This is a genomic window from Amycolatopsis sp. CA-211722, assembly GCF_056828465.1.
In genome coordinates this window covers 1738617-1761200 of sequence record NZ_CP184752.1, presented here as the reverse complement: position 1 = coordinate 1761200, position 22584 = coordinate 1738617, and the positions used below count along the sequence as shown (strand labels likewise).

At 68.7% G+C, this 22584-nt stretch carries 24 protein-coding genes; 12 read left to right on the top strand and 12 right to left on the bottom strand.

All coding sequences use genetic code 11. From position 1 onward, the window contains the following. Nucleotides 1–1185, top strand: coding sequence for a MarP family serine protease (locus ACOCEP_RS08650; RefSeq protein WP_482336768.1), 1185 nt, complete (start codon nucleotides 1–3; stop codon nucleotides 1183–1185). Nucleotides 1186–1275: 90 nt separating this feature from the next. On the opposite strand, the gene ACOCEP_RS08645 is transcribed toward ACOCEP_RS08650, so the two are convergent. The 4 genes from ACOCEP_RS08645 to nhaA are packed head-to-tail and all read right to left on the bottom strand — an operon-like array spanning nucleotide 1276 to nucleotide 4370. Next, complete coding sequence (locus ACOCEP_RS08645; protein WP_482336766.1) at nucleotides 1276–1692, bottom strand: DnaJ family domain-containing protein; 417 nt, start codon at nucleotides 1690–1692, stop codon at nucleotides 1276–1278. After that, entirely contained in the window at nucleotides 1689–2612 is a 924-nt protein-coding gene (locus tag ACOCEP_RS08640; RefSeq protein ID WP_482336764.1) for an alpha/beta fold hydrolase, read from the bottom strand. Before ACOCEP_RS08640 ends, ACOCEP_RS08645 begins: the two co-directional genes overlap by 4 nt. Nucleotides 2613–2627: 15 nt before the next feature. Next, nucleotides 2628–3122, bottom strand: a complete 495-nt coding sequence (locus tag ACOCEP_RS08635; RefSeq protein ID WP_016337874.1) for a phage holin family protein — start codon at nucleotides 3120–3122, stop codon at nucleotides 2628–2630. Between the two features lie 51 nt (nucleotides 3123–3173). Beyond that, nucleotides 3174–4370, bottom strand: a complete 1197-nt coding sequence (nhaA, locus tag ACOCEP_RS08630; protein WP_482336761.1) for a Na+/H+ antiporter NhaA — start codon at nucleotides 4368–4370, stop codon at nucleotides 3174–3176. A 207-nt stretch (nucleotides 4371–4577) separates the two neighbouring features. On the opposite strand from nhaA, the gene ACOCEP_RS08625 reads away from it, so the two are divergent. After that, on the top strand, nucleotides 4578–6038 hold the full coding sequence (locus ACOCEP_RS08625; protein ID WP_482336760.1) for a peptide MFS transporter: 1461 nt from the start codon (nucleotides 4578–4580) through the stop codon (nucleotides 6036–6038). 193 nt (nucleotides 6039–6231) lie between these two features. Here the strand turns inward: ACOCEP_RS08625 and ACOCEP_RS08620 are convergent, their stop codons facing one another. Beyond that, nucleotides 6232–6951 carry a VIT1/CCC1 transporter family protein gene (locus ACOCEP_RS08620; RefSeq protein WP_482336759.1) on the bottom strand — a complete coding sequence of 240 codons (720 nt, stop codon included), beginning with the start codon at nucleotides 6949–6951 and terminating at the stop codon, nucleotides 6232–6234. A 111-nt stretch (nucleotides 6952–7062) separates the two neighbouring features. Between ACOCEP_RS08620 and ACOCEP_RS08615 the strand changes: the two genes are divergently transcribed. Both ACOCEP_RS08615 and ACOCEP_RS08610 read left to right on the top strand, forming a co-directional pair. Further along, a complete protein-coding gene (locus tag ACOCEP_RS08615) occupies nucleotides 7063–7515 on the top strand; it encodes an AAA family ATPase (protein ID WP_482336758.1) in 453 nt (150 codons plus the stop codon). A gap of 3 nt (nucleotides 7516–7518) precedes the next feature. After that, nucleotides 7519–8295: a tRNA(His) guanylyltransferase Thg1 family protein gene (locus tag ACOCEP_RS08610; RefSeq protein ID WP_482336757.1), complete on the top strand. Its 777-nt coding sequence runs from the start codon at nucleotides 7519–7521 to the stop codon at nucleotides 8293–8295. Here the strand turns inward: ACOCEP_RS08610 and ACOCEP_RS08605 are convergent. Beyond that, a complete protein-coding gene (locus ACOCEP_RS08605; protein ID WP_482336756.1) occupies nucleotides 8259–8939 on the bottom strand; it encodes a DUF2848 domain-containing protein in 681 nt (226 codons plus the stop codon). The two genes, ACOCEP_RS08610 and ACOCEP_RS08605, sit on opposite strands and share 37 nt — an antisense overlap. A gap of 107 nt (nucleotides 8940–9046) precedes the next feature. Between ACOCEP_RS08605 and ACOCEP_RS08600 the strand changes: the two genes are divergently transcribed. Beyond that, on the top strand, nucleotides 9047–10351 hold the full coding sequence (locus ACOCEP_RS08600; protein WP_482336755.1) for an MFS transporter: 1305 nt from the start codon (nucleotides 9047–9049) through the stop codon (nucleotides 10349–10351). Continuing rightward, entirely contained in the window at nucleotides 10348–10683 is a 336-nt protein-coding gene (locus ACOCEP_RS08595) for a cupin domain-containing protein (RefSeq protein ID WP_482336754.1), read from the top strand. The genes ACOCEP_RS08600 and ACOCEP_RS08595 overlap by 4 nt, the downstream gene beginning before the upstream one ends. A gap of 54 nt (nucleotides 10684–10737) precedes the next feature. Here ACOCEP_RS08595 and ACOCEP_RS08590 read toward each other — a convergent pair whose 3' ends face one another. The 3 genes from ACOCEP_RS08590 to ACOCEP_RS08580 form a co-directional block, all read right to left on the bottom strand. Continuing rightward, nucleotides 10738–11223 carry a DUF6319 family protein gene (locus ACOCEP_RS08590; protein ID WP_192744012.1) on the bottom strand — a complete coding sequence of 162 codons (486 nt, stop codon included), beginning with the start codon at nucleotides 11221–11223 and terminating at the stop codon, nucleotides 10738–10740. A gap of 166 nt (nucleotides 11224–11389) precedes the next feature. Next, a complete protein-coding gene (gene acs, locus ACOCEP_RS08585) occupies nucleotides 11390–13360 on the bottom strand; it encodes an acetate--CoA ligase (RefSeq protein WP_482336752.1) in 1971 nt (656 codons plus the stop codon). 100 nt (nucleotides 13361–13460) lie between these two features. Next, the gene (locus ACOCEP_RS08580) at nucleotides 13461–14039 is read right to left on the bottom strand and encodes a GNAT family N-acetyltransferase (protein WP_482336751.1); all 579 of its coding nucleotides are present in this window, start codon (nucleotides 14037–14039) and stop codon (nucleotides 13461–13463) included. Nucleotides 14040–14154: 115 nt separating this feature from the next. Here ACOCEP_RS08580 and ACOCEP_RS08575 point away from each other — a divergent pair, with 115 nt between their 5' ends. The 5 genes from ACOCEP_RS08575 to ACOCEP_RS08555 all read left to right on the top strand — a co-directional run bounded on the left by ACOCEP_RS08575 (nucleotide 14155) and on the right by ACOCEP_RS08555 (nucleotide 19477). After that, nucleotides 14155–14652 (top strand): phosphoribosyltransferase, encoded by a 498-nt coding sequence (locus ACOCEP_RS08575; RefSeq protein ID WP_007028464.1) that lies wholly within the window; start codon nucleotides 14155–14157, stop codon nucleotides 14650–14652. Further along, nucleotides 14649–15380 (top strand): Fic family protein, encoded by a 732-nt coding sequence (locus ACOCEP_RS08570; RefSeq protein ID WP_482336749.1) that lies wholly within the window; start codon nucleotides 14649–14651, stop codon nucleotides 15378–15380. Before ACOCEP_RS08575 ends, ACOCEP_RS08570 begins: the two co-directional genes overlap by 4 nt. A gap of 163 nt (nucleotides 15381–15543) precedes the next feature. Next, nucleotides 15544–16302, top strand: coding sequence for a 3-hydroxybutyrate dehydrogenase (locus ACOCEP_RS08565; RefSeq protein ID WP_482336748.1), 759 nt, complete (start codon nucleotides 15544–15546; stop codon nucleotides 16300–16302). Nucleotides 16303–16328: 26 nt separating this feature from the next. Further along, a complete protein-coding gene (locus tag ACOCEP_RS08560; RefSeq protein WP_482336747.1) occupies nucleotides 16329–17645 on the top strand; it encodes an MFS transporter in 1317 nt (438 codons plus the stop codon). Beyond that, a complete protein-coding gene (locus tag ACOCEP_RS08555; RefSeq protein WP_482336745.1) occupies nucleotides 17642–19477 on the top strand; it encodes a helix-turn-helix domain-containing protein in 1836 nt (611 codons plus the stop codon). Before ACOCEP_RS08560 ends, ACOCEP_RS08555 begins: the two co-directional genes overlap by 4 nt. Here ACOCEP_RS08555 and ACOCEP_RS08550 read toward each other — a convergent pair. Next, nucleotides 19455–20039: a nitroreductase family protein gene (locus tag ACOCEP_RS08550; RefSeq protein ID WP_482336744.1), complete on the bottom strand. Its 585-nt coding sequence runs from the start codon at nucleotides 20037–20039 to the stop codon at nucleotides 19455–19457. The genes ACOCEP_RS08555 and ACOCEP_RS08550 overlap by 23 nt on opposite strands. Nucleotides 20040–20043: 4 nt before the next feature. Next, nucleotides 20044–21315: a tannase/feruloyl esterase family alpha/beta hydrolase gene (locus tag ACOCEP_RS08545; RefSeq protein WP_482336743.1), complete on the bottom strand. Its 1272-nt coding sequence runs from the start codon at nucleotides 21313–21315 to the stop codon at nucleotides 20044–20046. 118 nt (nucleotides 21316–21433) lie between these two features. Here ACOCEP_RS08545 and ACOCEP_RS08540 point away from each other — a divergent pair, with 118 nt between their 5' ends. After that, nucleotides 21434–22288 (top strand): extracellular catalytic domain type 1 short-chain-length polyhydroxyalkanoate depolymerase, encoded by an 855-nt coding sequence (locus tag ACOCEP_RS08540; RefSeq protein WP_482336742.1) that lies wholly within the window; start codon nucleotides 21434–21436, stop codon nucleotides 22286–22288. On the opposite strand, the gene ACOCEP_RS08535 is transcribed toward ACOCEP_RS08540, so the two are convergent. Next, complete coding sequence (locus tag ACOCEP_RS08535) at nucleotides 22265–22570, bottom strand: ArsR/SmtB family transcription factor (protein ID WP_378371306.1); 306 nt, start codon at nucleotides 22568–22570, stop codon at nucleotides 22265–22267. The genes ACOCEP_RS08540 and ACOCEP_RS08535 overlap by 24 nt on opposite strands. Nucleotides 22571–22584: the final 14 nt, after the last annotated feature.

Below are 22584 nucleotides of genomic sequence, written 5' to 3'. Positions count from 1 at the left end.
GTGAACTGGGTCGACGTACTGGTGATCCTCCTCGCGCTGCTGGCGGGCGTGTCCGGCGCGTTCCAAGGGGTGATCATCGCCCTTCCCTCGCTGGTCGGGGTGGTGCTCGGCGCGCTCGCCGGGATCAAGATCGCGCCGCTGGTCGTCGAGCTCTTCGAGCATCCGGCGGCGAAGGTCGCCTTCGCGGTGGCCACCGTGGTGTTCCTCGTCGCGCTCGGGGAGACCCTCGGGGTCTGGGCCGGCCGGAAACTGCGGCAGAAGATCAACCCGGACAAGCTTTCCGGCGTCGACAAGACGCTCGGCGCGGTGGTGCAGGCCGCCGTCGTGTTCGTGGTCGCGTGGCTGATCGCGACGCCGCTGACGGCCGTTTCGGGTGTGCCGGGGCTGGCGAAGGCGATCAACAGCTCGGTCGTGCTCGGCGAAGTGAACGACGTCATGCCCGAAGCGGCGCAGGGCTTCCCGAGCGAACTGCGCAAACTGCTGGACGCGTCCGGCTTCCCGTCCATTGTGGACCCGTTCCAGAAGCCGAACGTCGAGGACACCAGCCCGCCGGACACCGCGCTGCAGGCGAGCGCGATCGTCAAACAGGTGCACCGCAGTGTGGTGAAGATCCGCGGCAACGCGACTTCGTGCTCGCGGGCGCTGGAGGGCAGCGGATTCGTCGTCGCGCCGCAGCGCGTGATGACGAACGCGCACGTCGTCGCGGGCACCGACGAGGTCGCCATCGAGTCGACCTCGGGCAAGTTCCCGGCCAGGGTCGTCTACTTCGACCCCGAGGCCGACGTGGCCGTGCTCGCGGTGCCGCGGCTGCAAGCGCCGGTGCTCCCGTTCACGCCGCGGGTCGCGCGGGCGGGCGACAACGCGATCGTGCTCGGCTACCCGCTCGACGGCCCGTACACCGCGACGCCCGCCAGAGTGCGCGGCCGGATCAACCTGCGCGGACCGGACATCTACGAGGCCAACACCGTGCAGCGGGACGTGTTCACCGTGCGCGGGCAGGTGCGGAGCGGGAACTCGGGCGGGCCGATGATCAACCCCGAGGGCGAGGTCATCGGGGTCGTGTTCGGCGCGGCCGTCGAGGATCCGGAGACGGGTTTCACGCTGACTTCGGAGCAGGTGCGGCCGGTGGTGGAGACGGCTCCGGCGCTGAGCGCGAACACGTCGACCGGGCCTTGCGCCAACTAGCCCACTCACTCACCAGCCGGTGCTATGAACGGTCCGTTCCTTGCAAATTTTGCAAGGAACGGACCGTTCATAGCACGCGCGGGAGGTGGGTCAGGCGGACGGAGAGAGGCCTTCGCGCCACGAAGCGACCGTCTCTTCCACATCGAGCGGCCGTGCCCGCAGCACCGGACCGCCGGCCGGACGCCGGTGCTCGGCGCGGATCCGTTCGTTCAGGTCCTCCACGATCTCCCGCACCCGCGCCTCACGACGTACACGAGCCAAGGTGTCCGGCAGATCGTCGAGCTCCTTCGCGATCGCCAGCGAAGGCGGCAGCAGCGCCGAAACGTCGTGCCCCTCGGCGCGGACCTTGTTCACCACCCAGGCCAGCGCGGTGTCCTTGCCGTCGGTCTTCGGCAGCGGCTTCCCCGCGCCGGGGAGGTCTTCGAACTCGCCCCTCGCCTCCGCGGCGCTGACCTGCCTGTCCACCCAGGACTCGAACGTCACGCCCGTCGGTTTGCGTTCGGTCATGCTTCCAAGATACGGAAGAAGTCCAGCAGCGCGGCCGACGTGCGCTCCGGGGCCTCCAGATGCGGGAAGTGCCCGATGCCCGGCCAGCGTTCGAGACGGGCGTCCGGGGCCCAGCGCCGCGACGCCGCCGCGGTGTCGGGCAGGACGCACCGGTCCTCCTCGCCGTGCAGTTGCAGCACTCGGGGAGCGAAGCGGCCTCGCAGCGCTTCGCTGAACCGGCGGCCTTCACCGCGGAACTGCGCGCGGAACGCCCATCGGTAGTACTCGAGCGCGCTGTGCGGCACTCCCGGCACCAGCATCGCCTGCCGGAACGTCCGCACCGACTCGGCGAAGTCGGAGGTCTCCGTCCACTGTGGACCGGACCAGGCGCGGAACAGCTCTTCGACGGCGAGCGCGTCGTCCTTGACCAGCCATTTTTCCGGCGCCATCGGTACCTGGAAGCGAAGCAGGTGTCCCGAAGCCCGCAGCTGGCCCGGCCGCCGGACGGCGCGGCGCAACGCCAGCGGATGCGCGCCGCCCAGCACGCTGACCGACGCCACCAGCCGCGGGTGCAGCGCGCCGACCGTCCACGCGAGCATGCCGCCCCAGGCATGCCCGACGAGATGGCCCTTGCGCGCGCCGAGCGACTTGATCAGCCCGCCGACGTCGCCCGCGAGGGTCCAGGCGTCGTAGCCGCGCGGGGGTTTGTCGGAGTCGCCGTAGCCGCGCAGATCCACCGCGACCGCGCGGAAACCGGCGTCGGCGAGCGCGGTCAGCTGGTGCCGCCAGGCCCACCAGAACTCGGCGAACCCGTGCAGCAGCACGACCAGCGGCCCGTCGCCGAGCTCGGCGACGTGCAGCCGGATGCCGTTCGCCGAGACGTCACGATGGGTCCACGGACCGTCGATCCGGACGATCGACGGATCCGGTGTCGCCTGCACCGACTCGAAGATTTCTCAGTCGCGGTCCGCGGGCGCGTCGTCATGACGCGGCTTGAACGCGGCGGCGGTGTCCTTGAAGCTGTTGATCGTGCGCTCGGGCGCCTTGATCTTCTTCACCTTGCGGTAGCCGAGGAAGCCCGCGACCGCCGTCGTGGCGAGCATCAGCCCGAACACGATCGCGAACGCCGCCCAGCGCATCAGCCACTCCGACAGCAGCTCGCCGAGGAAGAAAAAGAAGAAGAACGAGCTGTACAGCCCGACGACCAGCGCGACCAGGAAGAAGATGGCGCCCTTCAGGCCCTTCTTCGCCTCCGCGACGACCTCGGATTTGGCCAGCTCGACCTCGGCGCGGATCAGCGTCGAGACGTGCTGTGTGGCATCGCCGACGAGTTTCCCGAGGGACTGCTCGCTCGCTACCACGTCGTCATCGCTCGACAGGGGGAGGTAGGGCACGGCCCCCACGCCGTCGGGGCCGGTACGTTCGTGCTTGGGGCTGCTCACACCGGTCATCGTGCCACGTGCCCCGATCACGGGCGCGGCGGACCGGCGAGTGTCGCATTCTCAATCTTCGCGCGCGTGCACGCGGCTGCGGTGCAGCAGCATCGCGGCGGCCGAAAGCGAGGCGATGGCCGAGGCGATCAGCACCGCCGCCTTCGCCAGCTCGACGGCCTCCCCGTCGAGCGCGAGATCGGCGATCAGCAGGCTCACCGTGAACCCGACGCCGCCGAGCATCGACAGCGCCCCGATGTCCCGCCAGCCCATACCCCTGGGTTTCTCCGCGAGCTTGAACTTCACGGCGAGCAGGCTGGCGCCGAAGATCCCGATGAGCTTCCCGCCGACGAGCCCGACGAGCACGGCCAGCGGCAACGCGGTGGTGAACACCGCGCTGAGCGATTCGCCGTCCACGGTGATCCCGGCCGCGAACAGCGCGAACAACGGCACCGCGACCGCGGCCGACCACGGCTGCAACCGGTGTTCGAGCCGGATGGCGGGCGCGTGCTCCTCGCCTTCGTCGGCGCGGACACGGGTCAGCAGGCCGAGGGCGACACCGGCGATCGTGGCGTGGATGCCCGCCGAGTGCACCGCGATCCAGGTGATCAAGGCCAGCGGCACGTAGATCCAGGCGCTGCGGACGCGGCGGTGCTGGAGGTAGGCGTACAGCGCGAGAGCGACGACGGCGACACCCGCGGCGACGAGGTCGAACTTCGCGGTGAACAGGATCGCGATGAGGAGGATCGCGCCGAGGTCGTCGACCACCGCGAGCGACAGCAGGAAGACCCTCGCGCTGCTCGGCAGGTTCGACGCGGTCAGGGCGAGCACGCCCAAGGCGAACGCGATGTCCGTGGCGACCGGGATGGCCCACGCGCGTTCGATGCCCGGGGTGCCCCAGCCGACGGACAGCGCGACCAGCGCCGGCACGATCATGCCGCCGACCGCGGCGACCACCGGCAGGATCGCCTGTTTGAACCGGGAGAGTTCACCGACCACGAGTTCGCGTTTGAGTTCGAGCCCCGCGACGAAGAAGAACAACGCGAGCAGGCCGTCTTTCGCCCAGTCGCCGATCGTCAGATTCAGATGCAGGAATTCGGGACCGAGCCGGAAATCGCGGATGGCGCGGTAACTGTCGTCGATGGGCGAATTCGCCCACAACAGGGCGATCGCGGTGGCGCCGAGCAGGATCATTCCGCCGGTGGTCTCCGTGCGGAGATAGCGGGCGAACTCGGCGACGGCTTTCGCGGGACGGTTCGGTCCGGACAAGGTGACCTCCGGTTTCGGCGACGACGAATACTGTTGCCGACCAGACTTCCCGGCGCACCTTGACGTCATTTTAACGCCTGGAGCTGCGGAAATCTCGCGTTCATGACAGCGACCACAAGATCCATGCGGACGTCGGTGTCCCGTCCACATGGTGGGCTTCTAGCATGTCAACTGAAAACCGACAACGATGTCTTCGATAAGGACGGCATGGTGAGTACCTCTACCGAGGTCCAGCAAGACACGAGGTTCTTCGGGCACCCACGAGGGCTGGCGAACCTCTTCGGCGTCGAGATGTGGGAGCGTTTCTCGTACTACGGGATGCTCGGCATCCTCCCCATCTACCTCTACTACGAAGTCAGTCAGGGCGGCCTCGCGCTGCCGAAGGCCTCCGCGCTCGGCATCGTCGGCGCGTACGGCGGCATGGTCTACCTGTCGGCGGTGATCGGCGCCTGGGTCGCGGACCGCGTGCTCGGCTCCGAACGGACGCTGTTCTACAGCGCGATCCTGATCATGATCGGGCACATCAGCCTCGCCGTGCTGCCGGGGCTGGCGGGCATCGGCGTCGGCCTCGTGTGCGTGGCCGTCGGCAGTGGCGGGCTGAAATCCAACGCCACGGCCATCGTCGGCACGCTGTACGCCGACGGCGACGAGCGCCGCGACGGCGGTTTCACCATCTTCTACATGGGCGTGAACATCGGCGGTTTCGTCGGGCCGCTGCTGACCGGCCTCGCGCAGAGCGAGATCGGCTTCCACGTCGGCTTCGGGCTCGCCGCGTTCGGGATGGCGCTCGGCCTGACCCAGTACACGATCGGCCGCAAGAACCTCGGCGAGAAGGCGAGCGAGATCCCCAACCCGCTGCCCGCGTCGCAGCGGCCGCTGGTCTTCGGCGGCACCGCGGTGGGTGTCGCGGCGATCGTGCTGCTCGTGGTGTTCGGCGTGATCAACCCCGGCAACCTGGTCGACGTCGTCGTCTGGGCCGTCGCGGTCATCTCGGTGATCTACTTCGTGGTGATCATCAGCAGCAAGAAGATCACCTCCGACGAACGCAGCCGGGTGTACTCGTTCATCCCGATGTTCATCGCGAGCGCCGCGTTCTTCTCGCTGTACCAGCAGCAGTTCACCGTGGTCGCGGCCTACACCGACGAGCGGCTGAACCGGACGATCTTCGGCTGGGAGATGCCGGTCGCGTGGGTCAACTCGATCAACCCCGTGTTCATCATCCTGTTCGCACCGGTGATCGCGGCGATCTGGACGAAACTCGGCTCGCGGCAGCCGTCCTCGCCGATCAAGTTCGTGCTCGGCACGGTCACCATGGGCGTGGCGTTCCTGCTGTTCCTCCCGATGGTCGGCAGCGGCAAGAACGCGAGCCCGCTGCTCGCGCTGGCCGGCATCCTGTTCGTGTTCACCATGGCGGAACTGATGCTTTCGCCGGTCGGCCTCTCGCTGTCGACCAAACTCGCGCCGGAGGCGTTCCGGACGCAGATGGTGGCACTGAACTTCCTGTCGATCTCGCTCGGCACGGCGATGTCCGGGAAGCTCGCCGAGTACTACACGGTGGACGACGAAGCGCCGTACTTCAGCATCGTCGGCGGCGTGGCCATCGTGGTCGGCGTGGCGCTCCTGCTGGCGACGCCGATGATCCGCAAGCTGATGAAGGGCGTTCACTGACGCACTTCTTCCCGCGCTGACGAGCGACCCTCGGAGGTGCTGAAAGGGCCCTTCACCGCGTAGGAAGCGGTGAGGGGCCCTTTCGCTATCCGTAACTCGCGTGATCGAAGGCGTAACTCACGTGTTTGGAGGCGTAACTCACGAGTTACGCCTCCAAACACGCGAGTTACGCCTCTGATCACGCGAGTTACGCCTATGCCACGGTGGTCCCGAACAGCACGCCGACGTAGTACGTCACCAGCATCGTCAGCGCGCCCACGCCGACGTTCCGCGCGATCGCGCGGCCGGCCCGGGCGTCGCCGAGTTTCGCGCTGATGAACCCGGTCAGCGCCAGCCCGACCACGACGGCCGCCGCGCACGCCCAGACCCGTGCCGAGGTCGACGTCCACACGATCGCCAGCAACGGCAGCAGCGCGCCGACGGTGAACGCGACCAGCGAGGCCCACGCCGCCTGCCACGGGCTGGTCAGATTGTCCGGATCGATGCCGAGTTCGGCCTCGGCGTGCGCCTGCAGCGCGTCCTTTTCGGTCAGTTCCCGGGCGACCTCGGCGGCCAGTTCCGGGGAAAGGCCCTTGCCTTCGTAGATTTCCGCGAGTTCTCGTTCTTCGGCTTCCGGCATCTCTTTAAGTTCACGCTTTTCCAGCCGCAACTGTGCGCGTTCGGTGTCGCGCTGAGTGCTCACGGAGACGTATTCGCCGCCCGCCATCGAAAGCGCGCCCGCGACGAGCCCCGCGATTCCCGCGGTGGCGATCGTGGTGGAGTCGGTGGTCGCGCCCGCGACGCCGACGACGATGCCCGCCACCGACACGATCCCGTCGTTCGCGCCGAGTACCCCGGCGCGCAACCAGTTCAGTTTGCCGCCCAGATCCGCGTGCGGTTCGTGGGGATGTTCGGTCGATACCGTCTCGGTCACCGTTTCAGTGAAACACGGAAAACGGCGCGAGGCGAGTGGAAACCGATTCGGTCAATTGAGGCGATCCTTATTCAATATTGCCTTACCTAAGTCGTGGGATACATTGCGGACATGGCAGAGGTGGTGATCCTGATCGGGTTGCAGGCGTCCGGGAAGTCGACGTTCTTCCGGCGGGTGTTCGCGGACACGCACGTCCACCTCAGCAAGGACCACTTCCCGAACGCCGCACGACGCCAGTCGCGCCAGCTGCGGATGCTGGCCGAGGCGCTCGAAGAAGGCCGTTCGGTGGTCGTGGACAACACCAACCCGTCGCCGGAGGAGTGGGCGCCGCTGATCGAGGTCGCGAGACGGCACGGCGCGCGCGTCTCGGGGTACTGGTTCCCGCCGGATCTCGAAGGTTCCCAAGAGCGCAACGCGCGGCGGAGCGGCAAAACCCGGGTGCCCGACGTCGGTCTGTATGCGACTCTCAAGCGGCTGCGGCGCCCGAGCGCCGAAGACGGTTTCGACGAGCTGTACACCGTCGGCTTCGACGGTGAGGGCGGTTTCGTCATGGAGCGGGGGTGAACCATGGACGCCGGTGATTTCGAGGCACGGCAACGGGAACGCGAGTGGTTCCACGGGCTGACCGTGCCGCCGGGAGCGTGGACGGTGCTCCGCGTCGACGGCCGGGGTTTCTCCAAGTTCACCGAAGCGCGGTTCGAGAAACCGTTCGATCCCCGGTTCGCCGACTGCATGACCGAGGCGGCGAGCGCGTTGATGGCGGAGTTCGCTTCGCCTTACGTGTACACGGAAAGCGACGAGATCTCCCTCGTGCTGCCTCCCGCCGCCGGCCTGTTCGGCCGGGGCGTGGAGAAGCTCGTGTCGATCTCCGCCGGGGTCGCGTCGGCCGCGTTCACCCACGCGGCCGGGGTGCCCGCGCACTTCGACGGCAGGGTCTGGCTCGGCACGACGGCGGACGACGTCGTCGACTACTTCTCCTGGCGGCAGGCGGACGCGGCCCGCTGCGCGCTCAACGGCTGGTGCTACTGGATCCTGCGCAAGGCGGGGAAGTCGGCGAGTGAGGCCGGAGCGGCTCTCGAAGGCACCGGCGTCTCCGAGAAAAACGAACTGCTCTTCGCGCACGGCGTCAATTTCGCCGAAGTCCCCGCCTGGCAGCGCCGCGGCGTCGGGCTGTACTGGGAGTCCTACGAGCGCATCGGGTTCGATCCGGTGCGGGAGGTCGAGGTCTCCGCGACCCGCCGCCGCGTCCGCGTCGACCGAGAGTTGCCGATGAAGGGCGAATACCGCGCCTTCCTGGGCGAGCTGCTTCAGCCGATCGGTTCGGGCAGCCGCCGCACCGAGTAGGCGAGCTCGATCGTCTCGCCGGTCGCGGGGTCGCCCAGTTCGACGCGCCAGGAGCCGGCGAACTGGTCGACGCCGTGCACCATCGGGATGGTTCCGGAGATCAGCACGGTGCCCGGGGCGTAGAGGTCACGTTCGCGCAGCACGTCCAGCCAGTACGACGGCGGCAGCAGTTCCGCGAGTTTCCCTTGCTGGATCAGGGTTTCCCCGGCCCAGGCGGACAGCGTGAGCTCGTCCAGCCGGTCCTCGACGTCCACGAGCCGCCACGCCTTGGCGGCGAGGACGTCGGGGCCCGCGTTCTTGCTCCACGCGACGCCGTGCGCTTCGAGCGCGCGGTCGGTGTGGTCGCAGGCGGCGGTCAGGAGGACGTCCTCGGGCTCGGGGCCGGTGATGACGAGGGCCCATTCGGCCTCGCCGGAGGTCCGCTCGTGCTGCACCGGGACCTCGTCGGTCTGGCTCGCCAGGTACGGCGCGACCGGGTAGAGCGCCGGGATCACCGAGGGCGCGGGGACGCCGAGTTCGGCCAGCTCGGCCACGTGGGCGGCGACGTCCTCCTGGCTGCGACCGGCGTATCCGGCGTTCAGCAGCGTGTGGACCTCGGTCCGCCGCTCCTGGCCGTCGGGAAGGGTGAAACGCAGCTCAGGCATCTGTCCTCCGAGATTGGGGGTTGCGCATACAGCTTGTATACAAGGAGTATATCCGCAATTCAACCCCTCCCGGCGGGGTTGCGGACCTCCTACGGACGGATGTGGACATGACCTCACCAGCCGGTGACCGGCGTTCGTTGCACAAGGCCTTCGCGGCCAGCCTCTCGGGGACAGCGCTCGAGTGGTACGACTTCGCGGCCTACTCGGTGGCGGCCGCGACGATCTTCGGGAATCTCTTCTTCCCCTCGGAAGACCAGCTCGCGAGCACGATGGCGGCGTTCTCGACCTACGCCGTCGGCTACCTCGCCCGGCCGCTCGGCGGGTTCCTCTTCGGCCGACTCGGCGACGTGCTCGGCCGCAAGCGCATCCTGGTCATGACGCTCGTGCTCACCGGGGTGGCGACGTTCCTCATCGGTGTCCTGCCCACGTACGAGACCATCGGCGGCTTCGCGGCGGTGCTGCTCGTGGCGTTGCGGTTCGCGCAGGGTGTCGGCATCGGCGGCGAATGGGGTGGCGCCGTCCTGCTGTCGAGTGAGTTCGGCGATCCGAACAAACGCGGTTTCTGGGCCTCGGCGGCGCAGATCGGCCCGCCCGCGGGCAACCTGCTCGCCAACGGTGTCCTCGCCGTGCTGGCCGGGTTGCTCACCGAGGACCAGTTCAACAGCTGGGGCTGGCGGATCGCGTTCCTGCTGTCCGGCGCGCTCGTCGGGTTCGGGCTGTGGATCCGGCTCAAACTGGAGGAGACGCCGGTCTTCAAGCAGATCCAGGAGCGGGGCGAACGCTCGTCGGCGCCGATCTCCGAGGTCTTCCGCACCGAACGCCGCGCGCTCGTCGCGGCCGTCCTGATCCGCGTCTGCCCGGACGTGCTCTACGCGCTGTTCACCGTCTTCGTCCTCACCTACGTCACCACGCACACCGACCTCTCGCGCGGTGCCGGGCTGGCCGCGGTGATGATCGGTTCCGCGTTCCAGCTGATCCTGATGCCGCTGTTCGGCGCGCTTTCGGACCGCGTCTCCCGGCGCAAGATGTACCTGTTCGCGACCATCGCCGCCGGGATCTGGCCGTTCGTGTTCTTCCCGATGGTCAGCGGCGGATCCTTCGCGATGCTGGCGATCGGGATCGTGCTCGCGCTGGTCATCCACGCCGCGCTCTACGGCCCGCAGGCCGCGCTCGTCACCGAGCAGTTCTCGCCGCGCCTGCGCTACACCGGCAGCTCGCTGGCGTACACGCTGGCCGGCGTGATCGGCGGGGCGCCCGCGCCGCTGCTGTTCACCGCGCTGCTGGCCGGTTTCGACACCTGGCTCGCGATCGGGGGCTACTTGCTCGTGACCGCGGTGGTGACCATCATCGGTGTCGTGCTCGCCCGTGACCCGGACCGCGAGGAGGCGGCTGCCATGGAGCCCGTGCGATGACCTGGACCCCGATGTCCACAGTGGAGGGTCTGCCGCTGCTCGGCGGACAGGGCCGGTTCCGGACGCTCGCGACCGCGGAAGGCGGGCTGGCGTACGAGATCTGCTATCCGGCGGGCGTCGCTTCGCCCGTGCACAGCCACGATCACGACAGCATCGTGTACCTGATTTCGGGTTCGCTGCGAGGCACGCTCGACGGCCGGGAAGTGACCCTCGAAGCGGGCGGGACGATCGTCCACCCGCGCGGTGTCCCGCACAGCGTCGAGGCCATTGTGGACAGTCAGTGGGTCGAGTTCAAGACGCCACTGCCGTCGCGGCCACCGATCGCGGAATGAAGAAACCGGGGCGGACACTGATATCCAGCGTCCGCCCCGGTCGGGAGGAAAGTCTCAGGCGTCCAGCTCGGCCAGCGCCAGCTTCGCCTTCTCCAGCTCGGCTTCGAGCTGAGCCACCTTCGCGGCCTGCAGCTCGCGGGCGGCGTTGATGACCTCGTCGATCGGGCCCGACAGGTCCGCGTGCAGCTCCTTGGCGGCGCGGGACACGGCGGCGGCCGGGATCTCCAGGCCCTTCGCGACCCACTTGCTGCCGTTCTTGAGCTCGGCCTGCCACTCGCCGTCGGCGGTGCCGGTGACCGTGAGGGTCAGCTCGACGGTGCGGGTCTTCTTCGCCGTCGTGGCGACCTTCGGGCGGCCACGCTTGGGCTTGGGGGACTCCGCCACTGCCTCTTCGGCGGCGGGCTCCGGGTTCTCCGGAGTCTCGGTCTTCGCCTCGGCCGGGGCTTCGGCCGTCTCCGCCTGCGGCGTCGAGTCGACGGGCGCTTCGGTAGCCGCTTCTTCGGACACGGCGTCAGTGCGTGTCAAGGCATCCACGGTCATCGTCGGTGTCGTCTCCTTGCCCGGGTATGGGGTGGTACCCGGCACATCCTAGAACAGGCGTTCGAGTGAGGCGAACCGGGGTGTGGTAGGCGTGTCGGATGCTATGAACGGTCCGTTCCTTGCGAAATTTGCAAGGAACGGACCGTTCATAGCGCTTGAGGTGGGGTTACTCCTCGGACTTGCCGGACTTCAGGCCCGAAGAGATCAGGTCCATCACCGACGAGTCGGCCAGCGTCGTCACGTCGCCGACCTGGCGGTTCTCCGCGACGTCGCGCAGCAGGCGGCGCATGATCTTGCCGGACCGCGTCTTCGGCAGCTCCTGCACGACCAGGATCTGCCGCGGCTTCGCGATCGGGCCGATCTCCTTGGCGACGTGGTTGCGCAGCTCCTGGACGGCCGCGTCGCCACCGTCCACGGCGTTGCCGCGCAGGATGACGAACGCGACGATGCCCTGCCCGGTGGTCGGGTCGGTCGCGCCGACGACGGCGGCCTCGGCGACCGTCGGGTGCGAGACCAGCGCCGACTCGACCTCGGTGGTCGAGATGCGGTGCCCGGACACGTTCATCACGTCGTCGACCCGGCCCAGCAGCCAGACGTCGCCGTCGGCGTCGTACTTCGCGCCGTCTCCGGCGAAGTAGAAGCCCTGGTCGGCGAAGCGGGACCAGTAGGTCTCACGGAAACGCTGCTCGTCGCCCCAGATGCCGCGCAGCATGCCCGGCCACGGCTTGTCGAGCACCAGGTATCCGCCGCCGCCCTTGCCGACCTCGACGCCCTGGTCGTCGACGACCTTCGCCGAGATGCCCGGCAGCGCCTTCTGCGCGGAGCCCGGTTTCGTGGCGGTGACGCCCGGCAGCGGCGAGATCATGATCCCGCCGGTCTCGGTCTGCCACCAGGTGTCCACGATCGGCGCCGAGTTCGCGCCGATGTTCTCGCGGTACCAGATCCACGCCTCGGGGTTGATCGGCTCGCCGACGCTGCCCAGCACGCGCAGCGACGAGAGGTCGTACTTCTGCGGGATCTCGTTGCCCCACTTCATGAACGTACGGATCAGCGTGGGCGCGGTGTAGTAGATGGAGACCTTGTGCTGCTGCACGATCTCCCAGTGCCTGCCCTCGTGCGGCGTGTTCGGGGTGCCTTCGTAGACGACCTGCGTCGTCCGGTTCGCCAGCGGCCCGTACACGATGTACGTGTGCCCGGTGATCCAGCCGATGTCGGCGGTGCACCAGTAGACGTCTTCGCCGGCCTTGTGGTCGAAGACGTTGTGGTGCGTGTACGCGGCCTGGGTCAGGTAGCCGCCGGAGGTGTGCAGGATGCCCTTCGGCTTCCCGGTGGTGCCGGAGGTGTAGAGGATGAAGAGCGGGTGCTCGGAGTCGAACGCCTGCGGCGCGTGCTCCGCGGACTGGCCGTCGACCAGTTCGTGCCACCAGATGTCGCGGCCTTCGGTGATCGGCACCTCTTCGCCGGTGCGGCGGACGACGATGACCTTCTCGACCGATTCGGCGCCTTCGAGCGCTTCGTCGACATTGGCCTTCATCGGGGCGGCCTTGCCGCGGCGGTACTGGCCGTCGGTGGTGATGACGATCCGCGCCGCCTGGTCGTCCACGCGCGAACGCAGCGCTGTCGGGGAAAAACCACCGAAGACGACACTGTGCAGGACGCCGATGCGGGCACACGCGAGCATGGCGACGATCGCTTCGGGCACCATCGGCATCTGGATGGCGACCCGGTCGCCCGCCTTCAGGCCGAGGGATTCGAGGGCGTTCGCCGCGCGGGAAACGTCGTCCTTCAACTGAGCGTAGGTGATGTCACGGCTGTCGCCGGGCTCGCCGACCCAGTGGATGGCGACCTGGTCGCCGTGCCCGGAATCGACGTGGCGGTCGACGCAGTTGTACGCGACGTTCAGCTTCCCGCCCACGAACCACTTCGCGACCGGCGCATTGGTCCAGTCCAGTACCTGCGACCACTTCGTTTCCCAGTGCAGGCGCTCGGCCTGCTTGGCCCAGAACGCTTCCCGGTCGGCGTCGGCTTCGGCGTAGAAGTCGGCGGTGGCATTCGCTTGCGCGCTGAAAGCCTCACTCGGGGGGAAGGTCCTGCTCTCCGTGAGCAAATTGTCCAGCGCCGGCGACTGCTCGGTCATGGTGCGATGCCTCCTGTGTTTCGCGTGTCTTCACGCCCGTTGGCACGCTATCGACGTTACGACGCGAAGTAAAAGGTTGCATCGTGGTTGCGCGCGGCATTCACACGCTTGAGGACAAAGCGGTACGGACCGCCGGCCATTCTGGTCCGGTCAGGGAGTAGACGACGGTGTCGCGGACCGTCCCGTCCGGCCGGACGCGATGCGCGCGCAGCACCCCTTCCCGTTGTGCGCCGAGACGCTCGATCGCCTTCTGCGACTTGAGGTTGCGGATGTCGGTCTCCCACGAGACGCGGTTCGCGCCGAGGTCGTCGAAAGCGTGGCGCAGCAACAGGAGTTTCGACTCGCGGTTGAGCCCGGTCCGCTGCCATTCGGAACCGATCCAGGTGTAGCCGAGGGAAACGATCTTGTGGCGCGCGTTCATCGCGTAGAACGACGTCGTGCCCGCGACCTCGCCGGTGCGCGCGTCGATCTGCGCCCAGGCGCGGCGGTCGGTGTCGGCGAGGATGCCTTCGACCATCGCTTCGGCGGCGGCGAGATCCGTCGGCTGCCGGAGGCTGAGCCAGGTCCAGATCGCCGGGTCGGAGCCCGCCGCGAAGAGGCCCTTGGCGTGGTCGCGGGTGAGGGGTTCGAGGCGGACGCGTTCGCCGGTCAAGGTCGCATGGGAGGTCCAGTCGGTCACGATCTTGACGGTACGACCGGCAATGGCCTTGCTGGATAGCCAGTTTCGAAGCATTCGAGAAGGCCACTACGGCGTTGCCTATGCTCGCGGGAACGATCGACGAAGGCGAGGCACCATGGCCGAAGAGCGGGAAGAGCTCACCTGGGAGTTGTTCGGGACGGCCAGCAGGGATCTGGCACAGGCCGTCGCCGACGACGGCTTCGAGCCGGACCTGATCCTGTCGATCGCGCGCGGCGGGCTGTTCGTCGCGGGTGCGCTCGGCTACGCGCTGGACGTCAAGAACCTGCACGTGATGAACGTCGAGTTCTACACCGGCGTCGACCAGCGCCTCGACCTGCCGGTGATGCTGCCGCCGGTGCCGAACGTCGTCGACCTGACGAAGAAGAAGGTGCTCGTCGCCGACGACGTCGCGGACACCGGCGCGACGCTGAAGCTGGTCCGCGACTTCTGCGCCGACCACGTCGCCGAGGTGCGCTGCGCGGTGGTCTACGAGAAGCCGCGCTCCGAGGTCAAATGCGAGTACGTCTGGAAGCACACGGACCGCTGGATCAACTTCCCGTGGTCGGTGCAGGCGCCCGTGGTGCGGCGCGCGGGTCAGGTGCTGGACGCGTGACGGATCCGCTGAAGCCGCTGCTGGACCTCGAAGGGGTCGCGGCGGCCGCGAAATCGGCTCAGGACGCGGTGTTCGCCGTCCACCGGCTGCCCGCCAACCTGCGCGGCGGTGCCGCGACGGCCGCCGAAGCCTCCGTGCGGTCGGCGCGGGCGTCGGCCGGGATCGAGGGCGCCGCGCCCGAACTGCCGGAATCCGGTGAGGTGACCGATCCGGTGCTGGCGGGCGCGCTGCGGGTCGCGGAAGCGCTGGAAGGCCTGCTCCCGACGTGGCGGCGCGCGCCGTTGCAGGCATTGGCGCGCCTGCACGTTCTCGCCGCGTCGGATCTGGTGACGGATCTCGACGCGCTGGGGCGGCCGCGGTCGTCCGGTGACGTCGGGCCGCGGCTGGAGCTGCTGGCGCAGCTGGTCACCGGCGCGACGTCGGTGCCCGGGCCGGTGCTGACCGCCGTCGTACACGGGGAACTGTTGGCGCTCAAGCCTTTCGGGTCGGCGGACGGCGTCGTCGCGCGGGCGGCGGCGCGGCTTTCGGCGGTGGCGACCGGGCTGGACCCGAAGGCGCTGACGGTGCCGGAGGTCGCGTACTTCCGGCGTGTGCCGAAGTACCTCGAAGCCGCTTCGGGCTTCTCCAGCGGGACTCCCGACGGCGTCCGCGCTTGGCTGCTCTTCTCGTGCGAAGCGTTCGAGGCGGGCGCTCGCGAGGCGAAGTCCATCTCCGACGCCGCCGGCTGACCCTCCTCCCGCGTTTCGTCCTCTAGTTGCGGTAGTTGGCAACGCGAACTACCGCAACTAGAGGACGAAACGCGGGGGTGGGGTGAGGCCACACGGGATCTTGCCCAGGTGTAGTGCGTGACCACATGGCTTAAGCGCGCCGGGAGACCTAACGTCGTCCGGCATGAGTGGTGCGTATCACAGCGATCTGGCGGGTAAGTCCGCGCTGGTCACGGGCGCGGCGGGCGGGATCGGCCTGGCCTGCGCCGAAGCGCTGTCACAGGCCGGGGCCAAGGTCCACCTCGCCGACATCGACGACGCCGTCGAGAAGGCGGCGGCCGACGTCGACGGCATCGCGCACGTCGTCGACCTCACCGACGCGCAGGCCGTCGAGACCCTGCCCGCCGAGATCGACATCCTCGTCAACAACGCCGGTTTCCAGCACATCGCGCCGATCCACGAGTTCCCGCCGGAGACGTTCACCCGCATCCAGGCGCTGATGGTCACCGCGCCGTTCCTGCTCATCCGCCGCGTGCTGCCGCATATGTACGACCGCGGCTGGGGGCGCGTGGTCAACATGTCCAGCGTCCACGGCCTCCGCGCGAGCCCGTTCAAATCCGCGTACGTCTCCGCGAAACACGCGCTCGAAGGCCTCTCCAAGGTCACCGCGCTCGAAGGCGCGGAACACGGCGTGACCAGCAACTGCGTCAACCCGGGCTACGTCCGGACGCCGCTGGTCACCGGCCAGCTCCAGGCGCAGGCCGACGAGCACGGGCTCGAACGCGACGCCGTCATCGAGCAGGTCCTGCTGCGCCGGTCGGCGATCAAGCGGCTCATCGAACCGGCGGACGTCGCCGCGTGCGTGCTCTGGCTGTCCGGCGACCACGCCGCCCATGTCACCGGTACCTCGATCCCCCTCGACGGCGGCTGGACCGCCGCGTGAACCCCTCTCCCGAAAGGACCTCCCCGGTGACCACCCAGAACCGCGGCTCGATCGCGAAGGTCGTCAGCGCCAGCCTGATCGGCACGACGATCGAGTGGTACGACTTCTTCCTCTACACCTCCGCCGCGGCGCTGGTGTTCGGCAAATTGTTCTTCCCCACCAACGATCCGCTCACCGGCACGCTGCTGGCGTTCCTCACCTACGCCGTCGGCTTCCTCGCGCGGCCGATCGGCGGGCTGGTGTTCGGGCATTTCGGTGACCGCGTCGGCCGCAAGAAGCTGCTGGTGCTGAGCCTGCTGCTGATGGGCGGGTCGACCTGCGCGATGGGCATCCTGCCGACCTACGCGACCGTCGGCGTGGTGGCGCCGATCCTGCTGACGCTGCTGCGGCTCGTGCAGGGTTTCGCGCTCGGCGGCGAATGGGGCGGCGCGGTGCTGATCGTCTCCGAACACGGCGACGACAAGCGCCGCGGATTCTGGGCGTCGTGGCCGCAATGCGGTGCTCCCGGCGGGAACCTGCTCGCGACGGCCGTCTTGGCGATCCTCGCCGCGACGCAGTCCGACGAAGCGTTCCTCAGCTGGGGCTGGCGGATCCCGTTCCTGCTTTCCGGTGTCCTCGTGGTGATCGGGCTGTGGATCCGGCTGGCGGTCAGTGAGTCGCCGGTGTTCCTCGCGGCGCAGCGGAACAACGCGACCACGCACGCCCCGGTCGTCGAGGTGTTCCGCAAGAGCTGGCGCGCGGTGCTGATCACGATCGGTTCCCGGATGGCCGAGAACGTCTCGTACTACGTGATCACCGCGTTCATCCTCGTCTACGTCACCACCGGTTTGAGCCTGCCGAAATCGGTGGGGCTCAACGCGGTGCTCATCGGTTCGGCCGTGCACTTCCTGACCATTCCCTTGTGGGGCATGCTTTCCGACCGGATCGGCCGCCGCCCGGTCTATCTGTTCGGTGCGATCGGCATGGCGCTGTGGAGTTTCGCGTTCTTCGCGATGCTCGACACGAAGAACTCCGGCGTCATCATCCTCGCGGCGACCATCGGCCTGGTGCTGCACGGCGCGATGTACGGCCCGCAGGCCGCGTTCTTCTCCGAGCAGTTCCCGACGCGGGTGCGTTACACCGGCCTTTCCGTCGGCGGTCAATTGTCGTCGATCGCGGCCGGGGCGGTGGCGCCGCTCATCGCGGTCGCGTTGTTCAAGGAGTTCGGCAGCACGATCCCGGTCTCGCTCTACGTGGTCGCGATGTGCGTGCTGACCGTGATCGCCCTCCTCGCCGCGCGCGAGACCAAGGGCGAGTCCTTGCGCTCCGAAGTTCTCACGGAGCGCGGTCACGTGTCAGCATGACCCTTGTGGACGGTTCCGCGCAGTTGCGCCGGCTGCTCGAACTGCTCGCCTCCGGGGCAGGCAGCGAGCAGCTGGCGCACGTCCCCGTCGACCCGAGGGCCACCGAGCTGGCGCTGCGGATCCGGGACACCGTCGCGGAGCACCGGCGGCGCGAGGCGGAGCTGGCCGCGCTGTTCGACACGGCCAGCGACCTCGCGCGGCTGGACGATCCGGACGCCGTCCTGCGGTCGATCGTGCGGCGGGCGCGGGCGCTGCTCGGCGTGGACGTCTCGTATCTCAGCCTCAACGACGAAACCGAAGGCAAGACCTACGTCCGGGTCACCGACGGGTCGGTTTCCGCGCTGTTCCAGGACATCGTGCTCGGCATGGGCGAGGGACTCGGCGGGCTGGTCGCGCAGACCGCGCGACCGTACGCGACGGCGGACTACTTCAACGACAAGCGGTTCCGCCACACGTCGTCGATCGACACCGGGGTGCTCGACGAGGGGCTGACCGCGATCCTCGGGGTGCCGCTGGCGATCGGCAGCAAGGTCATCGGGGTGCTGTTCGCCTCGGACCGGACCACCCGCGAGTTCTCGCCCGACGAGGTCGCGCTGCTGTCTTCGCTGGCCGACCACGCGGCGATCGCACTGGACAACGCGCATCTGCTCGACGAGACGCGCCGCGCGGTCGCCGAGCTGAACGCCGCGAACGCGACGATCAGCGCGCACAACGACGCGATGCGCCGCGCCGAGGACGCGCACGACCGGTTGATGGATCTCGTGCTGCGCGGCGGTGACCTGGCCGAGGTCGCCGCCGCGGTCGCGGACGTGCTCGGTGGCGCGATCGCCGTCTACGACGCCGACGGTGTCGTCCTCGCCCGGACCGGCGGCGAGCTGGAGCTTTCGCGTTCGGCGGTTTCGGCCTCCAGGACGAGTGGGCGCGCGGTGTCCACTGAGGACGGTTGGCTGTGCGCGGTCCAGGCGGGACAGGAATTCCTCGGCAGCCTGGTGCTCGGCGGCGGGCGGTCGCTCGGCGAGGCCGACCGGCGGCTGTTCGAGCGGGCGGGCGTGGTCACCGCGGTGCTGCTGATGCAGCGGCGTTCCGTCGCACGCGCCGAGGACGAGGTGCGCGGGGAGCTGCTGTCGGACCTGCTCACCGCGCCGGGCCGCAATCCCGCCGCGCTGCTGGCTCGCGGCCGCCGCCTAGGGGTCGATTTGTCGACACCGCACGCGGTGCTGGTCGCTCACGCCGGCGACGTCTCCCGGCGACGGCTGGCCGCGGCGGCTTCGCGGCACGCGGACCTGGTCGGGGTGCACGCCGACCAGGTGGTGCTTCTGGTTCGTGGCGCGGATCCCGGCGCGCTGGCGCGCTCCGTCGCCGCGGAGCTCGCGTCCACAATGGACTGCCCAGTGACGGTGGGCGCGGCCGGCCCGGCGGCCTCTCCCCGGGGGCTGGCCGTGGCACACGCCGAAGCCGCGCGCTGTGTCGCTTCGTTGCTGGCGCTGGGCCGGGCGGGCGAAGGCGCGAGCATGGCCGACCTCGGGTTCGTCGGGCTGCTCCTCGGTGAGCACGCCGACCTCGGCGCGTACGTGACCGCCACGATCGGCCCGGTGCTCGACTACGACGAACGCCGCGGCACGGATCTGATCGGGACGCTTCGCGCGTATTTCGCCTGTGGCGGCAACTTGACGCGCGCGAAGGACCTTCTCCACGTGCACGTCAACACGGTCGTGCAGCGGCTGGACCGCATCGCGTCACTGCTGGGCGAGCAGTGGCAGGCGCCCGAGCGCGCACTGGAACTCCAGCTCGCGCTCAGGCTGCACCGCCTCACCAATGACCGAAACGGATGACGTCGTCGAAGTCGCGCCGGGCGATCGTGGTCGCCGAGGAACCGGGCGACGGCCCGGATTCCGCGCCGTGCCCGAGCGCCACTACACCGATCGGATCGTGGTCCTCCGGCACGCCGAACTCGCTGTGCAGCCGTTCCACGCCTTCTGGTGAGAGCCCGAAGAACACGGCGCCGAGATCCTCGTCGACGGCCGTCTGGAGGATCAGCAACGTCGCCATCCCGGTGTCGACGTCCCAGTACGGCACGCGCCACCACGACTCGTCTCGATCGGCGACACCCTTGTCCGGTTTGGCATAGCGGTCGAGGTACGCGTTCTTGACCGAGAGCGGGACGATGGCGACCGGGGCCGTGGTCACGGTTTCCGGCGCCCAGCTCGCCCCGAACTCCCAGAACTTCGTGAGTTCTTCGCCGGTGAGGACGAGAAAACCTTGCCCCTGTGAGAATCCGGCCGAGGGACCCTTCAGCGCGTTGCGCAGGATTCGCTGAAGGCTCGCCTCGGCGACGGGCTCGTCGGTGAACTTCCGGACCATGCGACGGCGTCGTACGACGTCCTGGAATTCCATACGATCAGCTTAGTGCGCAAGAGGTCGCCAGGTCACCGCTCGCGCGCGGGATCGTCGCCGAAGCGGGCGGGCGGACGCCGTCGAGCCAGCCTTCGAGAGCGCCGAAAGCCGTGCGGAAACAAGGGCCGATCGGACGCAGCTTGGCCGGGTACGCGTCGTACAGGCCGTCGACGTGGTTGCCGTCGGCGATCCGGTAGTAGCGCTGCAGTCCGGCGCGGCCCTGCTCGGCGATCATCCGCTGGTAGACGTCGGAATCGCGGGTGATCGGCAGGAGGGTGTCGAGGGTGCCGTGCAGGGTGATCAGCGGTTTGCCGATCCGGCCGGTCAGCGAGATCCGTTCCACCGCGCGGTGCACCGACCGCGGGCGAGCGGCGTAGTCGTAGTCGGTCCCGGTGAACGTCGGATCGAATTCGGCCTGATAGATGCGCTGGGTCAGGCCCCAATAGACGTCGTTGTGGTACTGCCAGAGGAATTCCGAGCCCGGCGCGAAACCGGCGGCGAGAATCTCTTGATGGGCTTTCGCGGAACCGGCGGCATACGCGGGATAGGCCTTGATCGCGGGCGGGAGGAAGGTGAACAGGTTCGGGCCGTCTTCGTGCCAAAGCGTGCCCTCCCAGTCGATTCCGCCGTCGTAGAGCCACGGCCGGTTCTCGAGCTGCCAGCGGACGAGGTACCCGCCGTTCGACATCCCGGCCGCGAGGGTGCGGCTCGGCAGACGTCCGTAACGATGCGCGACGGCGGCCTTCGCGGCGATCGTCAGCTGCGTGACCCGTGAGTTCCACTCGGCGATCGCGTCACCGGGGCGGCGTCCGTCGGTGTGGAAGTCCGCGCCGGTGTTGCCCTTGTCGGTGGCGGCGAACGCGTAGCCGGCGGCGAGGACCTGGTCGCCGATCGCACGATCGTTCGCGTACTGCCGCCGAACCCCGGGCGACCCCGAGACCACGAGGCCGCCGTTCCAGCGATCCGGCAGCCGCAGCACGAACTGTGCGTCGTGGTTCCAGCCGTGCGTCGTGTTGGACGTCGACGAATCCGGGAAGTAGCCATCGATCTGGACACCGGGAACGCCCTTGGGCGCAGGGAAGCCCGCCGAGGTGAGCCCGGCCCAGTCGGACTGCACGGTATGGCCGGTGGTCAGGGTGCCGGTGGTGGTCAGATCGTCCAAACAGGACAGTCGTTGGTTCGCGGCCCCGGGAACGCGTACGTTCGCGCAACCGTCCGCCGCCTGGGCGGGCACAGCCAGGGCCAGCATCATCGCGAGGACCAGAAAGAGCCGCATCGGCCGACGGTAAACGGGCGTTTCACGGATCGGTACCCGGCGCGACCACACAAAACGGTCCTTCACTGTGGTGGTCTTCCACGTGGGAAGCCGATGGCGGCGGATTTAGCCTGAGGTGATGCGAAAACTCCTCATCGGCGCGGTGGTTTCGGCATTGGTCCTTCTTTCGGCGGCTCCGGCACAGGCGGCGACGATCCGTCCGGTGACCGGGTTCGGGAGCAATCCCGGTGCTTTGCGGATGTTCGAATACGTCCCCGACGGGTTGCCGTCCGGACGTCCGGCGGTGGTCGTGCTGCACGGCTGCACCCAGGACGCCGCCGGGTACGCGCGTGGCTCCGGCTGGGTCGGCCTCGCGGACCGGCTGCGGTTCAAACTCGTTCTGCCGCAACAGGTTTCGGCGAACAATTTCAGCAAATGCTTCAACTGGTTCCAGGCGGCGGACATCAAGCGCGGCTCCGGGGAAGCCGAATCGATCGCGCAGATGGCACGGTATTCGGCCGGGAGCCGGACGTACGTGACGGGCTTGTCGGCCGGTGGTGCGATGACTTCGGTGCTGCTGGCGGCGTATCCGGAACTGTTCTCGGGCGGCGGTGTCGTCGCGGGGCTGCCCTATGGTTGCGCGACCTCGATGATCGACGCGTACTCCTGCATGAACCCCGGCAAGGATCTGACCCCGAAGCAGTGGGGCGACAAGGTGCGCGCCGCGAGCACCGGGGCGCGTTCGCCGGTCAGCGTCTGGCACGGGACCGCGGACTACACGGTCGCCCCGATGAACATGCGCGAGCTTTCCGAGCAGTGGACCGACGTCGGCGCGGCCGTCGACACGCACGCGGTCACCGGGATGGGGCATGGTCAGCCGATCGCGCCGGGTTCCGGATGCGGGCAGGCGGGGCCGTATCTGCTGGACGTCGGTGTATGCGCCGCGGCGGAACTCGCGGCGAAGTGGCGGCTAGGCGAGAACGGCGTCCAGTAGTCCGGGGAAGCGCGCGTGGACGTCCTCGGTGCGGAGCTCGACCCAGCGGGTCCGGCCCTCGACGAACGTCGTCGTGAGGCCGGCCTCGCGCAACACCTTCCAGTGATGGGAGAGCGTCGGCGCGCTGATCTCGACGTCGTACTCGGTGATGGCGCAGCTTCGCGGTGAAGGGTTGCTTCGCAGGGCGCGGATCAGCTCCAGGCGCACGGGATCCGCGAGCGCCTGGAGCACCGGCACGATCTCGATCTCGTCGATCGACGGCTGCGGCAGCGTGCTGCTCACGGTACTCCAAACTA

What these genes read in the sequence shown, in the direction of transcription:
- acs (WP_482336752.1), bottom strand. Translation starts at nt 13,360, where the DNA reads ATGACCGAGCAGTCGCCGGCGCTGGACAATTTGCTCACGGAGAGCAGG.
- ACOCEP_RS08615 (WP_482336758.1), top strand. Translation starts at nt 7,063, where the DNA reads ATGGCAGAGGTGGTGATCCTGATCGGGTTGCAGGCGTCCGGGAAGTCG.
- ACOCEP_RS08635 (WP_016337874.1), bottom strand. Translation starts at nt 3,122, where the DNA reads ATGACCGGTGTGAGCAGCCCCAAGCACGAACGTACCGGCCCCGACGGC.
- ACOCEP_RS08645 (WP_482336766.1), bottom strand. Translation starts at nt 1,692, where the DNA reads ATGACCGAACGCAAACCGACGGGCGTGACGTTCGAGTCCTGGGTGGAC.
- ACOCEP_RS08555 (WP_482336745.1), top strand. Translation starts at nt 17,642, where the DNA reads ATGACCCTTGTGGACGGTTCCGCGCAGTTGCGCCGGCTGCTCGAACTG.
- ACOCEP_RS08545 (WP_482336743.1), bottom strand. Translation starts at nt 21,315, where the DNA reads ATGCGGCTCTTTCTGGTCCTCGCGATGATGCTGGCCCTGGCTGTGCCC.
- ACOCEP_RS08575 (WP_007028464.1), top strand. Translation starts at nt 14,155, where the DNA reads ATGGCCGAAGAGCGGGAAGAGCTCACCTGGGAGTTGTTCGGGACGGCC.
- ACOCEP_RS08565 (WP_482336748.1), top strand. Translation starts at nt 15,544, where the DNA reads ATGAGTGGTGCGTATCACAGCGATCTGGCGGGTAAGTCCGCGCTGGTC.
- ACOCEP_RS08540 (WP_482336742.1), top strand. Translation starts at nt 21,434, where the DNA reads ATGCGAAAACTCCTCATCGGCGCGGTGGTTTCGGCATTGGTCCTTCTT.
- ACOCEP_RS08595 (WP_482336754.1), top strand. Translation starts at nt 10,348, where the DNA reads ATGACCTGGACCCCGATGTCCACAGTGGAGGGTCTGCCGCTGCTCGGC.
- ACOCEP_RS08625 (WP_482336760.1), top strand. Translation starts at nt 4,578, where the DNA reads ATGGTGAGTACCTCTACCGAGGTCCAGCAAGACACGAGGTTCTTCGGG.
- ACOCEP_RS08550 (WP_482336744.1), bottom strand. Translation starts at nt 20,039, where the DNA reads ATGGAATTCCAGGACGTCGTACGACGCCGTCGCATGGTCCGGAAGTTC.
- ACOCEP_RS08605 (WP_482336756.1), bottom strand. Translation starts at nt 8,939, where the DNA reads ATGCCTGAGCTGCGTTTCACCCTTCCCGACGGCCAGGAGCGGCGGACC.
- ACOCEP_RS08600 (WP_482336755.1), top strand. Translation starts at nt 9,047, where the DNA reads ATGACCTCACCAGCCGGTGACCGGCGTTCGTTGCACAAGGCCTTCGCG.
- ACOCEP_RS08610 (WP_482336757.1), top strand. Translation starts at nt 7,519, where the DNA reads ATGGACGCCGGTGATTTCGAGGCACGGCAACGGGAACGCGAGTGGTTC.
- ACOCEP_RS08590 (WP_192744012.1), bottom strand. Translation starts at nt 11,223, where the DNA reads ATGACCGTGGATGCCTTGACACGCACTGACGCCGTGTCCGAAGAAGCG.